The sequence below is a fragment of the Streptomyces sp. NBC_01294 genome, from assembly GCF_035917235.1.
GTDB classification, from domain to species: domain Bacteria; phylum Actinomycetota; class Actinomycetes; order Streptomycetales; family Streptomycetaceae; genus Streptomyces; species Streptomyces caledonius.
In genome coordinates this window covers 2,064,203-2,077,685 of the sequence record NZ_CP108423.1, presented here as the reverse complement: position 1 = coordinate 2,077,685, position 13,483 = coordinate 2,064,203, and the positions used below count along the sequence as shown (strand labels likewise).

General features: G+C 72.5%; 9 protein-coding genes and 1 riboswitch. Of the genes, 7 read left to right on the top strand and 2 right to left on the bottom strand.

Going from position 1 to position 13,483, the window contains the following annotated elements; genetic code table 11:
• Positions 1–39: 39 nt before the first annotated feature.
• Positions 40–2,496: a DNA gyrase/topoisomerase IV subunit A gene (locus tag OG534_RS09200; RefSeq protein ID WP_326587597.1), complete on the bottom strand. Its 2,457-nt coding sequence runs from the start codon at positions 2,494–2,496 to the stop codon at positions 40–42.
• A gap of 267 nt (positions 2,497–2,763) precedes the next feature.
• On the opposite strand from OG534_RS09200, the gene OG534_RS09195 reads away from it, so the two are divergent.
• The 4 genes from OG534_RS09195 (at position 2,764) to OG534_RS09180 (ending at position 7,605) form a co-directional block, all read left to right on the top strand.
• The gene (locus tag OG534_RS09195; RefSeq protein ID WP_326587596.1) at positions 2,764–4,116 is read left to right on the top strand and encodes a M16 family metallopeptidase; all 1,353 of its coding nucleotides are present in this window, start codon (positions 2,764–2,766) and stop codon (positions 4,114–4,116) included.
• Positions 4,117–4,136: 20 nt separating this feature from the next.
• Positions 4,137–5,504 carry a M16 family metallopeptidase gene (locus OG534_RS09190; protein WP_326593533.1) on the top strand — a complete coding sequence of 456 codons (1,368 nt, stop codon included), beginning with the start codon at positions 4,137–4,139 and terminating at the stop codon, positions 5,502–5,504.
• A 218-nt stretch (positions 5,505–5,722) separates the two neighbouring features.
• Positions 5,723–5,881, top strand: a riboswitch (cyclic di-AMP (ydaO/yuaA leader).
• A gap of 13 nt (positions 5,882–5,894) precedes the next feature.
• Positions 5,895–6,695: a M23 family metallopeptidase gene (locus OG534_RS09185; protein ID WP_326587595.1), complete on the top strand. Its 801-nt coding sequence runs from the start codon at positions 5,895–5,897 to the stop codon at positions 6,693–6,695.
• Between the two features lie 232 nt (positions 6,696–6,927).
• Positions 6,928–7,605 carry a GntR family transcriptional regulator gene (locus OG534_RS09180; protein WP_326587594.1) on the top strand — a complete coding sequence of 226 codons (678 nt, stop codon included), beginning with the start codon at positions 6,928–6,930 and terminating at the stop codon, positions 7,603–7,605.
• Between the two features lie 691 nt (positions 7,606–8,296).
• On the opposite strand, the gene OG534_RS09175 is transcribed toward OG534_RS09180, so the two are convergent.
• On the bottom strand, positions 8,297–8,578 hold the full coding sequence (locus OG534_RS09175) for an HPr family phosphocarrier protein (RefSeq protein ID WP_030026990.1): 282 nt from the start codon (positions 8,576–8,578) through the stop codon (positions 8,297–8,299).
• Between the two features lie 184 nt (positions 8,579–8,762).
• Here OG534_RS09175 and OG534_RS09170 point away from each other — a divergent pair, with 184 nt between their 5' ends.
• Genes OG534_RS09170 through OG534_RS09160 form a run of 3 tightly spaced genes read left to right on the top strand, consistent with a single transcriptional unit; the run spans position 8,763 to position 13,446 of the window.
• Positions 8,763–11,597 (top strand): bifunctional acetate--CoA ligase family protein/GNAT family N-acetyltransferase, encoded by a 2,835-nt coding sequence (locus tag OG534_RS09170; RefSeq protein ID WP_326587593.1) that lies wholly within the window; start codon positions 8,763–8,765, stop codon positions 11,595–11,597.
• A gap of 50 nt (positions 11,598–11,647) precedes the next feature.
• Positions 11,648–12,244 carry a DUF5998 family protein gene (locus OG534_RS09165; protein WP_326587592.1) on the top strand — a complete coding sequence of 199 codons (597 nt, stop codon included), beginning with the start codon at positions 11,648–11,650 and terminating at the stop codon, positions 12,242–12,244.
• Positions 12,244–13,446 carry an alkaline phosphatase family protein gene (locus OG534_RS09160; RefSeq protein WP_326587591.1) on the top strand — a complete coding sequence of 401 codons (1,203 nt, stop codon included), beginning with the start codon at positions 12,244–12,246 and terminating at the stop codon, positions 13,444–13,446. The genes OG534_RS09165 and OG534_RS09160 overlap by 1 nt, the downstream gene beginning before the upstream one ends.
• Positions 13,447–13,483: the final 37 nt, after the last annotated feature.

Below are 13,483 nucleotides of genomic sequence, written 5' to 3'. Positions count from 1 at the left end.
ACGTCCCCCTGACGTACCACCCGAACGGCCGCGTACGTCCTACAGCGCGGCGCCCGCCAGCGCCGCGACGGTCGCGGGCAGCGCCGCCCCCGAGCCGTCCCGGCGCGGGTCCACCGCCGGCAGTTCGGCCGGGGTGCCGTTCGCCGCCGCCGCGCGGACGGGGGAACCGCCCGCCCAGGCCAGCACCAGCACGTCCTCGCCCTTCAGGAACCGCTGGCAGCGCACGCCGCCGGTGGCCCGTCCCTTGCGCGGGTACTGGTCGAAGGGGGTCAGCTTCCCGGACGTCACCGAGTCGTCCAGCGTCCCGTGCGAGCCCGCCACCGTGAAGACCAGGGCCTCCCGGCCGGGATCCACCGCCGAGAAGTGGATCACCTTCGCGTTGTCGGCGAGCTTGATGCCCGCCATACCGCCCGCCGGGCGGCCCTGCGGGCGTACCTGGGCCGCCGGGTAGCGCAGCAGCTGGGCGTCGTCGGTGATGAAGACCAGGTCCTCCTCGCCCGTGCGCAGCTCGACCGCGCCGACGATCCGGTCACCCTCCTTGAGGGTGATGACCTCGAGCTCGTCCTTGTTGGCCGGGTAGTCCGGCACGACGCGCTTGACCACGCCCTGCTCGGTGCCCAGCGCCAGGCCCTGCGAGGACTCGTCCAGCGAGATCAGGCAGATCACCTTCTCGTCCGCCTCCAGACCGGAGAGGAACTCCGAGACCGGGGCGCCGCCCGCCAGGTTCGGCGCGGCGTGGGTGTCCGGCAGCTGCGGCAGGTCGATCACCGACAGCCGCAGCAGCCGCCCGTACGAGGTGACCGCGCCGACGTCCGCCCGGGCGGTCGCCGCGACCTGCGAGACGATCAGGTCGTGCTTGGCGCGGGCGCGGCCCTCCTCCTCCGGCAGCGGGTCGCCGTTCGCCGTGCGGGCCAGCAGGCCCGTCGAGGACAGCAGCACCCGGCAGGGGTCGTCCGCGACCTCCAGCGGGACCGCCGCCACCGCGGTGCCCGCCGACTCCAGCAGGACCGTACGGCGCTCGGTGCCGAACTTCTTCGCGACCGCCGCCAGTTCCGTGGAGACCAGCTTGCGCAGCTCGGTGTCGGACTCCAGGATCCCGGTCAGCTCGTCGATCTCGCCGGTCAGCCGGTCGCGCTCGGACTCCAGCTCGATCCGGTCGAACCTGGTGAGGCGGCGCAGCGGGGTGTCCAGGATGTACTGGGTCTGGATCTCGCTCAGCGAGAACCGCTCGATCAGCCGGGCCTTGGCCTGTGCGGAGTTGTCGCTGTCCCGGATGAGCCGGATGACCTCGTCGATGTCGATGAGGGCCACCAGCAGGCCCTCGACGAGGTGCAGCCGGTCGCGGCGCTTGGTGCGGCGGAACTCGCTGCGCCGCCGGACGACCTCGAAGCGGTGGTCGAGGTAGACCTCCAGCAGTTCCTTGAGGCCCAGCGTCAGCGGCTGTCCGTCCACCAGCGCCACGTTGTTGATGCCGAAGGACTCCTCCATCGGCGTCAGCTTGTAGAGCTGCTCCAGCACGGCCTCGGGGTGGAAGCCGTTCTTGATCTCGATGACCAGGCGCAGGCCGTGCGAGCGGTCGGTGAGGTCCTTGACGTCGGCGATGCCCTGGAGCTTCTTCGACCCGACCAGGTCCTTGATCTTCGCGATGACCTTCTCGGGACCGACCGTGAAGGGCAGTTCGGTGACGACCAGGCCCTTGCGGCGCGGCGTCACGTCCTCCACCGCCACCGTCGCGCGGATCTTGAAGGTGCCGCGGCCGTTCTCGTAGGCGTCCTTGATGCCCGAGAGCCCGACGATCCGGCCGCCCGTGGGCAGGTCGGGACCCGGGACGAAGCGCATCAGCGCCTCCAGGTCCGCCTGCGGGTGGCGGATCAGATGGCGGGCGGCCGCGATGACCTCGCCGAGGTTGTGCGGGGGCATGTTGGTGGCCATGCCGACCGCGATCCCGGACGCGCCGTTGACCAGCAGGTTCGGGTACGCGGCGGGCAGCGCGACCGGCTCCCGCTCCTGGCCGTCGTAGTTGGCGGTGAAGTCGACGGTGTCCTCGTCGATCGACTCCGTCATCAGCGAGGTGGCGTCGGCCATCTTGCACTCGGTGTAACGCATCGCGGCCGGCGGGTCGTCGTTGCCGAGCGAGCCGAAGTTGCCGTGGCCGTCGACCAGCGGCAGCCGCATCGAGAAGGGCTGGGCCATGCGCACGAGGGCGTCGTAGATCGACGCGTCGCCGTGCGGGTGGAGCTTGCCCATGACCTCGCCGACGACACGGGCGCACTTCACGTAGCCGCGGTCGGGGCGCAGCCCCATCTCGTTCATCTGGTAGACGATGCGGCGGTGCACCGGCTTCATGCCGTCCCGGGCGTCGGGCAGGGCGCGGGAGTAGATCACCGAGTACGCGTACTCGAGGAAGGAGCCCTGCATTTCGTCGACGACGTCGATGTCGAGGATCTTCTCCTCGAAATCCTCCGGCGGCGGGGTCTTCGTGCTGCGGCGGGCCATCGCTGCGCGGCTCCTTAACCAAGAATGGGATGTGCTGGGTGTCTGGCTGAGTCTGGCTGGGTCTGGCTGGGTCGAGTGGGTGTCCGGCGGGGTATGCCGCGGACCATTGTGGCCCGAGGCACCGACAACGCCGACTCCGACCCCGGGGGTCCCCCCGGACGGAGTCCAGGGGCGTGACCCGGGAACTTATCCGGCAGCCGACGCGCTTGCATACAGTGGCAGGTCTGACAGAAATCTCTGCATCGCGATCGAAGGGACCACATGCCCATGGGTCACACGGCCACAGCCCAGGCCGGCTCCGGCGGCCTGACAGCGACCGAGCACCGGCTGGCCAACGGCCTGCGCGTGGTGCTCTCCGAGGACCACCTGACCCCGGTCGCCGCGGTCTGCCTCTGGTACGACGTCGGCTCGCGCCACGAAGTCAAGGGGCGTACCGGCCTGGCTCACCTCTTCGAGCACCTGATGTTCCAGGGATCGGCGAGCGTACCGGGCAACGGGCACTTCGAACTGGTCCAGGGCGCCGGCGGCTCCCTCAACGGCACCACCAGTTTCGAGCGCACCAACTACTTCGAGACGATGCCGACCCACCAGCTGGAGCTCGCGCTCTGGCTGGAGGCGGACCGGATGGGGTCCCTGCTGGCAGCCCTGGACGACGAGTCCATGGAGAACCAGCGCGACGTCGTCAAGAACGAGCGCCGCCAGCGGTACGACAACGTCCCGTACGGCACGGCGTTCGAGAAGCTGACCGCCCTGGCGTATCCCGAGGGCCACCCGTACCACCACACCCCGATCGGTTCCATGGCCGATCTGGACGCCGCCTCCCTGGAGGACGCGCGCACCTTCTTCCGCACGTACTACGCGCCCAACAACGCGGTGCTGTCGGTCGTCGGGGACATCGACCCCGAGCAGACCCTCGCCTGGGTCGAGCAGTACTTCGGCACCATCCCCGCGCACGACGGCAAGCAGCCGCCCCGCGACGGCTCGCTGCCCGACGTCATCGGCGAGCAGCTGCGCGAGGAGATCGTCGAGGACGTCCCGGCGCGTGCGCTGATGGCCGCCTACCGGCTGCCGCACGACGGCACCCGCGAGTGCGACGCCGCCGACGTGGCGCTGACCATCCTGGGCGGCGGCGAGTCCTCGCTGCTGCACAACCGCCTCGTCCGCCGCGACCAGACGGCCGTCGCGGCCGGCTTCGGCATGCTGCGGCTGGCCGGGGCGCCCTCGCTGGGCTGGCTGGACGTCAAGACCTCCAGCGGGGTCGAGATCCCCGCCATCGAGGCGGCCGTGGACGAGGAGCTCGCGCGGTTCGCCGCCGAGGGCCCGACGGCCGAGGAGATGGAGCGCGCCCAGGCGCAGCTGGAGCGCGAATGGCTGGACCGGCTGAGCACGGTGGCCGGGCGCGCCGACGAACTGTGCCGCTTCGCGGTGCTGTTCGGCGACCCGCAGCTGGCGCTGACCGCCGTCCGGCGCGTCCTCGACGTCACCGCCGAGGAGGTGCAGGCCGTGGCCGCGGCCCGACTGCGCCCGGACAACCGCGCGGTGCTCGTCTACGAGCCCATTGCCGCAGACGAGGGCGATGAGCCCAACCAGGACGACGAGAACGAGGGGGCGGAGCAGTGAGCGACACCGCAGCCGTCACGATGACCTTCCACCCGCGTCCGCAGGCCGGCGAGCCGCAGCCGTGGGCCTTCCCGGCCCCCGACCGTGGGGAGCTGTCCAACGGGCTGACCCTGCTGCGCTGCCACCGGCCGGGCCAGCAGGTGATCGCGGTCGAGGTCAACCTCGCCGCCCCGCTCGACGCGGAGCCCGAGGGCCTGGACGGTGTGGCGACCATCATGGCGCGCGCGCTCTCCGAGGGCACCGACAAGCACTCCGCCGAGGAGTTCGCGGCCGAGCTGGAGCGCTGCGGCGCCACCCTCGACGCGCACGCCGACCACCCGGGCATCCGGGTCTCCCTGGAGGTCCCGGCCTCCCGGCTGCCCAAGGCGCTGGGCCTGCTCGCCGAGGCGCTGCGCGCCCCGGCGTTCGCCGACTCCGAGGTCGACCGGCTGGTGCGCAACCGGCTCGACGAGATCCCGCACGAGCTGGCCAACCCGCAGCGCCGCGCCGCCAAGCAGCTCTCCAAGGAGCTCTTCCCGGCCTCCCTGCGCATGTCCCGGCCGCGCCAGGGCACCGAGGAGACGGTCGTCCGGATCGACTCCGCCGCCGTACGCGCCTTCTACGAGGCCCACGTACGCCCCGCCACGGCCACCGCGGTGGTCGTCGGGGACCTGACCGGCATCGACCTGGACGCCGTGCTGGCGGACACCCTGGGCACCTGGACGGGCAACACCGCCGAGGCGCTCCCCGTGCCGCCGGTGACCGCCGACGACACGGGCCGCGTGGTCATCGTGGACCGGCCCGGAGCGGTCCAGACGCAGCTGCTGATCGGCCGGATCGGGGCGGACCGCCACGACCGGGTCTGGGCGGCCCAGGTGCTGGGCACGTACTGCCTGGGCGGCACCCTCACCTCGCGCCTGGACAAGGTGCTGCGCGAGGAGAAGGGGTACACCTACGGCGTGCGCGCCTTCGGCCAGGTGATGCGCTCCACCGCGGACGGCAAGGGCGCCTCGATGCTCGCCATCAGCGGCTCGGTGGACACCCCCAACACGGGGCCGGCGCTGGACGACCTCTGGAAGGTGCTGCGCACCCTCGCGGAGGGCGGTCTGACCGATGCCGAACGCGACGTGGCCGTGCAGAACTTGGTGGGCGTGGCCCCGCTGAAGTTCGAGACGGCGGCCTCGGTCGCCGGCACGCTCGCCGACCAGGTCGAGCAGGAACTGCCGGACGACTACCAGGCGCAGTTGTACGCGCAGCTCGCCGAAACCGGCACGGTGGAGGCCACTTCGGCGGTCGTGAAGGCCTTCCCCGCGGACCGGCTGGTGACGGTCCTGGTGGGCGACGCGGCGCTGATCGAGGAGCCGGTGCGGGCGCTCGGGATCGGTGACGTGACCGTCGTCGCCAACTGACGGCCGGATGACCGTCAACTGACGACCATTTGACGGGTATGTGTAAGGGGCTCTGGCGGCTTGTCCGCCGGAGCCCCTTTTGTCCGTTTAGTGGTGAGGTTGCTTTTATGTGGTGTGGCGTACGCAACAAAAAGGCGTGTCTGTTTGGCGATTGACTGATGATCCGCCTAGCGTCGGCCGTGCTGTCCGTCAGTTGTGCCCGCCGCACCCGCGGCACCGGGCAGCGATCGCCGAGTCCCCGTCAGGCGCGAGCCTGGGGAGCCGGGGACCCACATGAGTCCCTGGGGTGAATCGGACCCCCTCGCAAGAGGAGGCCCGTAGGAGACCTTCCTGCTCCGAACCCGTCAGCTAACCCGGTAGGCGAGAAGGAAGGAAAGGATCAAACCCTTCATGGCGTTTGGCAGTCGTCCCGCTGGCTCCGGTAAGCACCGTGGTTCCAGCCGTCTGAGCCGCAAGACCGCCGGTTACGCCGGTATAGCCGCGATCGCCACCACGGGTGTCGTCGGCTCCCTCGCCGCCCCGGCCTTCGCCGCGGACAACCACAGCAGCTCCGCCCCGGAGAACGGGCTGGGTGCCGTGGTCGTCGCCGAGGACCTCGCGGGCGACCTCGCCGAGCAGGCCGAGTCCCAGGAGCGCGTGGCCGACCAGGCCGCCGCCAAGGCGCAGGCCGAGGCCGAGGCCAAGCAGAAGGCCGCCGAGTCCAAGCGCCTCGCCGAGGCCAAGGCGAAGGCCGAGCGCGACGCCGCCGAGCGTGCGGCCCGCGAGGAGGAGCGCAAGCGCCTCAACACCTTCGTCTCGCCGCTCGACGCCTCGTACGTCAGCACCCAGTACAAGGCGGGCGGCGGCATGTGGTCCTCCGGCAGCCACACGGGCATCGACTTCCACGCCGCCTCCGGCACGTCGGTCCACGCCGTGGGCGTCGGCACCGTCGTCGAGGCCGGCTGGGGTGGCGCGTACGGCAACAACGTCGTCATCAAGCACAACGACGGTACGTACACCCAGTACGGGCACATGTCCTCGCTGAGCGTCTCCGTCGGCCAGCAGGTCACCCCGGGCCAGCAGATCGGCCTGTCGGGCTCCACGGGCAACTCCAGCGGCCCGCACCTGCACTTCGAGGCCCGCACGGGCTCGCAGTACGGCTCGGACATCGACCCGATCGCCTACCTGCGCTCGCACGGCGTCAGCCTCTGACCCCGTCCCGCACCGCTTCACCGAAGACCCCGGCTCCCCGAGCCGGGGTCTTCGTGTTGCGTCCCGTGTTGCGTCCCGTGTTGCGTCCCGTGTTGCGTCCCGTGTTGCGTCCCCGTGCAAATGTTTCGTATTTCCGGCCGCTCTCGGAAATTATCGTGTGTTGCAATAGAGTCGCAGCGCACGCATGTGCGTGCAAGGAGACTGGCAGTCGGAAATAGGCGGAGGTTCGGTCTTGCGTATTCCTGCGCACGCGGTATGCACAGCAATCCGCGACGACATCGTCTCCGGGGTGTTCGAACCGGGCAGTCGGCTGACCGAGGAGGTGCTGGCCCGCCGGTACGGAGTCTCGCGCGTCCCGGTCCGCGAGGCGCTGCGGACCCTGGAGTCCGAGGGGTTCGTGACCACGCGCCGCCATGCGGGGGCCTGCGTGGCCGAGCCGACCGAGCAGGAGGCCGCGGACCTCCTGGAGGTACGGATGCTCCTGGAGCCGCTGGCGGCCGCCCGGGCGGCCCGGCGTCGCACCGAGGCACACCTCAAGGTGCTGCGCGGGCTGGTCAGGCTGGGGCAGGAGCGGGCCAGGCGGGGCCAGGGGGAGGATCTGCGGTCCCTGGGCGGCTGGTTCCACGAGACGCTCGCGCAGGCGTCCGCCAGCCCCGGGCTGATCGCGATGCTGACGCAGATGCGGCACAAGATCGCGTGGATGTACGTGGTGGAGGCGCCGGCCCGGCCCGTGGAGTGCTGGGCCGAGCACGGCGCGATCGTGGACGCGGTGGCGCGCGGGGACGCCGAGCGGGCGCGGACGCTGACCGCGGTGCACGCCGACCGGACGGCGGGGGCGCACCGGCCGCGGCTCCGCCCGGCGGTGAGCACTTCGCAACCTGCCGTAAACATGTCGAGCGGCCGGCATTAACAGACGCCGTATACAAAGGCGGGATGCGCGGGAATTCGCTGCGCGGCGGCCGGGTGGATTTCAAACCGGGTGAATTCGCCGTGCAGAATTCCTGCGGAGCGGGGCAGGGGCGATTTCTCTGCCGAGCAGGATTTCCCGAGGTCCGGTCCCGCGAGGGTTCGATTCCGCAGGCGGGCCCGCCTGCATCGGATCGCCTGCATCGGCGGGCCCGTATCTGCGGGGCCGGGCGCTCTCGGCCCGCCGCCCGGCGGGGGCGGGGGCTGCGCCGGCTTACGCACCGTCAGGCCGGACGGGATCCGGAGGGGTCCGGAGGGGTCCGGAGCAGCCTTCCCGCAGCGGCCGGGTTCCCGGCCCCCTGGGCGGTCGGGTGGGCCGGCTCCTTGCGGGCGCGGGAACCGTCCGGGGCGGGTGAGGAGGCCCGCCCCGGGCGGCCGTCGCTTCGCGTGGCGGGGCGCGGCGGCCGGGGCCCGGCTCTTCGGGCGGGCGGTGAGGTCTGCCCCGGCGGGCCACGCGGCGGAGCCGACGGCCCGGGGCCGGCCCTCAGGATGGGCGGGTGGTTTCCCCGGCGCCCGTCGCGCCGCGTGGCAGAGCGCGCCGGCCGGGCCCGGCGCCGGAACGGCGAAGCCGCGGCCCCCGGGGCGTCGGGGGCCGCGGCTTCGCCGCTCATCCTGCGTGGGTCGAACCCGAAGGGTCAGACGGTCTCGGGGAGCTCCTCGAGACCCTCGGCGACCAGCTTCGCGAGGCGGTCCAGCGCGGCCTCCGCACCCTCGGCCTCGGAGGCGAGGACGATCTCCTCGCCGCCCTGGGCGCCCAGGCCCAGAACCGCCAGCATGGAGGCGGCGTTGACGGGGTCGCCGCCGGACTTCGCGATGGTCACCGGGACGCCGGAAGCGGTCGTCGCACGGACGAAGATCGAGGCGGGACGAGCGTGCAGGCCCTCGGCCCAACCGACGTTGACGCGGCGCTCTGCCATGGTGATGCCCTTCAGGTTCTTACGGTTGTCTAGACCAGTCTCTCACGACGCCCGGAATGCTCCGACCGGCCTCCGGCCCGGATTTTCGGCCGCTCGGCCTTCCCCAGCTTGCACTGATTTGTCAGGTCTTGCCTAATGCGCCGCGCGAGCGCTGTCCGGGCCGATCCGGCCGTAAGGTAGGCCCATGACCATCGAGTCGGACCCCTCCTACCCGGCCCACTGGGAAGCCGATGTCGTCCTCCGCGACGGCGGCACCGCCCGGATCAGGCCCATCACCACCGAGGACGCGGGCCGGCTCGTCAGCTTCTACGAGCAGGTCTCGGACGAGTCGAAGTACTACCGCTTCTTCGCCCCCTATCCCCGGCTCTCCGACCGCGACGTGCGCCGCTTCACGCACCACGACTTCGTGGACCGGGTCGGCCTCGCGGCGACCATCGGCGGGGAGTTCATCGGCACCGTCCGCTTCGACCGCATCGGCCCCGACGGCCGCCCCGCCTCCGCGCCCGCCGACGAGGCCGAGGTCGCCTTCCTCGTCCAGGACGCCCACCAGGGCCGCGGCGTCGCCTCCGCACTCCTCGAACACATCGGCGCGGTGGCCCGGGAGCGCGGCATCCGCCGGTTCGCCGCCGAGGTGCTGCCCGCCAACACCAAGATGATCAAGGTGTTCACGGACGTCGGCTACCAGCAGAAGCGCAGCTTCGAGGACGGCTCCGTCCACCTCACCCTCGACCTCGAACCCACCGCCGAGTCCCTCGCCGTGCAGCGCGCCCGCGAACAGCGGGCCGAGGCCCGCTCGGTGCAGCGGCTGCTGGCCCCCGGCTCGGTGGCCGTCGTCGGAGTCAGTCGCTCCGGTGCGGGCGTGGGCGCGGCCGCGCTGCGCAACCTGCGGGACAGCGGCTTCCACGGCCACCTCTACGCCGTCAACGAGGCCGTCACGCGCGACCTGCTCGACGGCGTGCGCGCCTACCGCACCGTCGAGGCCATCGGCGCCCCGGTCGACCTTGCGGTGATCGCGGTTCCGGCCGACCGCGTCCCCGAGGCCGTGGCCGCCTGCGGCGAGCACGGGGTGCAGGGCCTCGTCGTCCTGTCCGCCGGATACGGGGACAGCGGCCCGGCCGGCCTCGCCCGCCAGCGCGAACTGGTGCGGCAGGTGCGCTCGTACGGCATGCGGCTGATCGGACCCAACGCCTACGGGGTGATCAACACCGCGCCGGAGGTGGAGCTCAACGCCTCGCTGACCCCCGCGCCGATGCCGACGCGCGGCCGGATCGGCCTGTTCACGCAGTCCGGGGCGATCGGGATCGCCCTGCTCTCCGCACTGCTCCGGCGCGGCGAAGGACTGTCCTCCTTCATCTCCGCGGGGAACCGGGCCGACGTCTCGGGCAACGACATCCTCCAGTACTGGTACGACGACGAGACGACCGACGTCGCCCTGATGTACCTCGAAACCCTGGGCAACCCGCGGAAGTTCAGCCGCCTCGCCCGGCGCACCGCAGCCGTGAAGCCGGTGGTCGTCGCCAAGGGCGGCCGCCACACCCCGGCCGGGCTCGTCGTCCCCGACACCAGGCTGCCGGAGGCCACCGTCTCCGCCCTGCTGCGGCAAGCCGGCGTCATCCGCGTCGACACGGTCACCGAATTGGTGGACGTCGGCCTCCTGCTGGCCGCGCAGCCGCTGCCCGCCGGGCCCCGGATCGCGATCCTCGGCAACTCCGAGTCCCTCGGCGTCCTCACCTACGACGCCTGCCTGACCCAGGGCCTGCGGCCGCTGCCGCCGCTGGACCTGACGACGGCCGCCTCGCCCGAGGACTTCCGCGCCGCCCTCGCCGCCGCGCTCGCCTCCGACGACTGCGACGCGGTGGTGGTCACGGCCATTCCGTGGGTCAGCGAACACGCGCTGGCCGACGACCTCGCCGGCGCGCTGCGGGAGGCCGTCGCCGAGATTCCGGGCAAGCCCGTGGCCGTGGTGCACGTGGAGCTCGGCGAACTCGTCGAAGCCCTTTCCGCCGCGCGGAGCACGTCCCCCGCCCCGCCCCTTCCCGCCGTACCGCACACGGAGCCCCACCCCGCGGGGGCTTTGCCCCGGAGCCCGTACGCACGCCCCGCGCCCGCGGCCGCGCCCGTCCCCTCGAACCCCGGGCGGGCCGGATCGGGCCGGATCCCCAGTTACCCCGCCGCCGAGCGGGCCGTACGGGCCCTCGCCGAAGCCGTCCGGTACGGGCAGTGGCGGCGGGGACTCGCCGAGGTCGGGCAGGTCCCCGAGTACGAGGACATAGACGAGGCCGGGACCGCCGCCCAGCTGGCCGGGCTGCTGGCGGACGTCGACGGCGGGGCCGTGCTGACCCTGACCGACTGGGACGCCCGCGAGCTGCTCGCGCGGTACGGGATCCGCGTCCTGTCCACCCTGCCCGCGCCGAGTGCCGACGCGGCGGTCCGGGCCGCCGGGATCCTGGGCTACCCGGTCGCCCTGAAGACCACCGCCCCGCACCTGCGCCACCGCGCAGACCTGGGCGGCGTACGCCTCGACCTCACGAGCGAAGCCGAGCTCAGGCGCTCGTACGAGGAGATCACCGAGCTGCTGGGCAAGCCGGCGGAGCTCCAGCCGGTGGTGCAGGCCATGGTGCCGCGCGGCGTCGACACCGTGGTCCGCTCCGTGATCGACCCCGCGGCGGGAGCCGTCCTCTCCTTCGGGCTGGCCGGCGTCGCCTCAGAGCTGCTCGGGGACACCGCCCACCGGCTCGTGCCCGCCACCGACCGCGACGCCGCCGGACTGATCCGGTCCATCCGGGCGGCCCCCCTCCTCTTCGGCTGGCGCGGCAGCGACCCCGTGGACACCCCGGCCCTGGAGGAGCTGCTCCTGCGGCTCTCGCGCCTCGTCGACGACCACCCCGAGGTGGTCGGGGTCACCCTGGAGCCCGTGGTGGTCGCGGCCGAAGGCCTGTCCGTGCTCAGCGCCACCGTCCGCGTCGCCCACCCGCCCGCCCGCGACGATCTCGGCCCGCGGACCCTCCCCAGTTACTGACCGGGTCCGGCGCGGTCTGAGGGCACCGGAGGGGCCTTAGGATGGACCTCATGGCGAAATCCGGTACGACGACCCAGGGGCTGCGCACGGCGATCGAGCGCAGCGGCTACTACCCGGCCCTCGTGGCCGAGGCGGTGGAGGCCGCGGTGGGCGGCGAGCCGATTTCGTCGTACCTGGTCCACCAGGAGACGACCTTCGACTCCAACGAGGTGCGCCGCCACGTCACCGTGCTGGTCCTGACCGGCAACCGTTTCATCGTCAGCCACACCGACGAGCAGGCCGCCGACGCCGGGTCCCCGTCCCCGTACGCGACCACCTCCACCGAGTCGGTCAAGCTGTCCAGCATCTCCTCCGTGGTGCTGAGCCGCGTCGTCGCCAACCCGGAGTCCTACACCCCCGGCACCCTGCCCCGCGAGGTCGTCCTGACCATCGGCTGGGGCGCGGTCTCGAGGATCGACCTGGAGCCGGCCGCCTGCGGCGACCCGAACTGTGACTCCGACCACGGCTACACCGGCAACTCCACCGCCGACGACCTCAGCCTGCGGGTCAGCGAGGCCGGCGACGGCCCGGAGGCCGTGCGCCAGACCCTGGTCTTCGCACAGGCGCTCAGCGAAGCCACGGCCGCCACGTCGGCCCCCACCCGCTGATGGCCTACTCCGCGGCGCAGAACTGGGCCGAGCCGGAGCTGCTGGACCTGGCCGGCGCCCCCGTCCCGGAGTACGGCACCGGTTCGCTCGCCGACCTGCTGCCCACGCTCGTGGCCGGCCAGGGCGTCCCCGGCTTCACCGCCGCCATCGCCGAGCTGACCCCGGCCGACCGGAACTGCGTGTTCCTGGTCGACGGCATGGGCTGGGAACAGATCAAGGACCACCCGGACGAGGCCCCGTACCTCACCTCCCTCCTCGGCAGCTCGCGCGGCGGCACCGGCCGCCCGATCACCGCGGGCTTCCCCGCGACCACCGCCACCTCGCTGGCCTCCGTCGGCACCGGCCTGCCGCCCGCCCGCCACGGCCTGCCCGGCTACGCCGTGCGCAACCCGGCCAGCGGCGAGCTGATGAACCAGCTCCGCTGGCACCCGTGGACCCCGCCGAAGCCCTGGCAGCCGTACCCGACGGTCTTCCAGCAGGCCGACAAGGCCGGTGTGGCGACCGCCCAGGTGTCCTCGCCCGCTTTCCAGACCACCCCGCTCACCAAGGTCGCGCTGAGCGGTGGCACCTTCCACGGGCGGATGACCGGCGAGGAGCGGATGGACCTCGCGGCCATCCAGCTCGCGGCGGGCGACCGCTCGCTCGTGTACACGTACTTCAGCGAGCTCGACGGCGCCGGCCACCGCCACGGCGTGGACTCCGACGCCTGGCGAGGCCAGCTGATGCTGGTCGACCGGCTCGTCCAGCGGATCGCCGAGCAGCTGCCGCCGCGCACCGCGCTGTACGTGACCGCGGACCACGGCATGGTCGACGTCCCCTTCGACGAGGACTCCCGGATCGACTTCGACGAGGACTGGGAGCTGGGCGCCGGCGTGGCCCTGCTGGGCGGCGAGGGCCGGGCCCGGCACGTGTACGCGGTGCCGGGCGCGCAGAACGACGTGCTGACCGTGTGGCGCGAGGTGCTCGGCGACCGGTTCTGGGTCGCGAGCCGCGAAGAAGCCCTGGAACTGGGCTGGTTCGGTGTGCCGGGGGAGTGCGACGAGCGGGTGCTCGGGCGGATCGGCGACGTGGTCGCGGCCGCCCAGGCCGATGTCGCGATCACCGCCTCGCGCAACGAGCCGAACGAGTCCGCGCTCGTCGGCATGCACGGCTCGATGACGGCGGCGGAGCAGCTGGTCCCGCTGCTCGAAATCCGCACCTGACCGCGCCGGCCACCCGCCGCCGCCCTCGACCACCCAC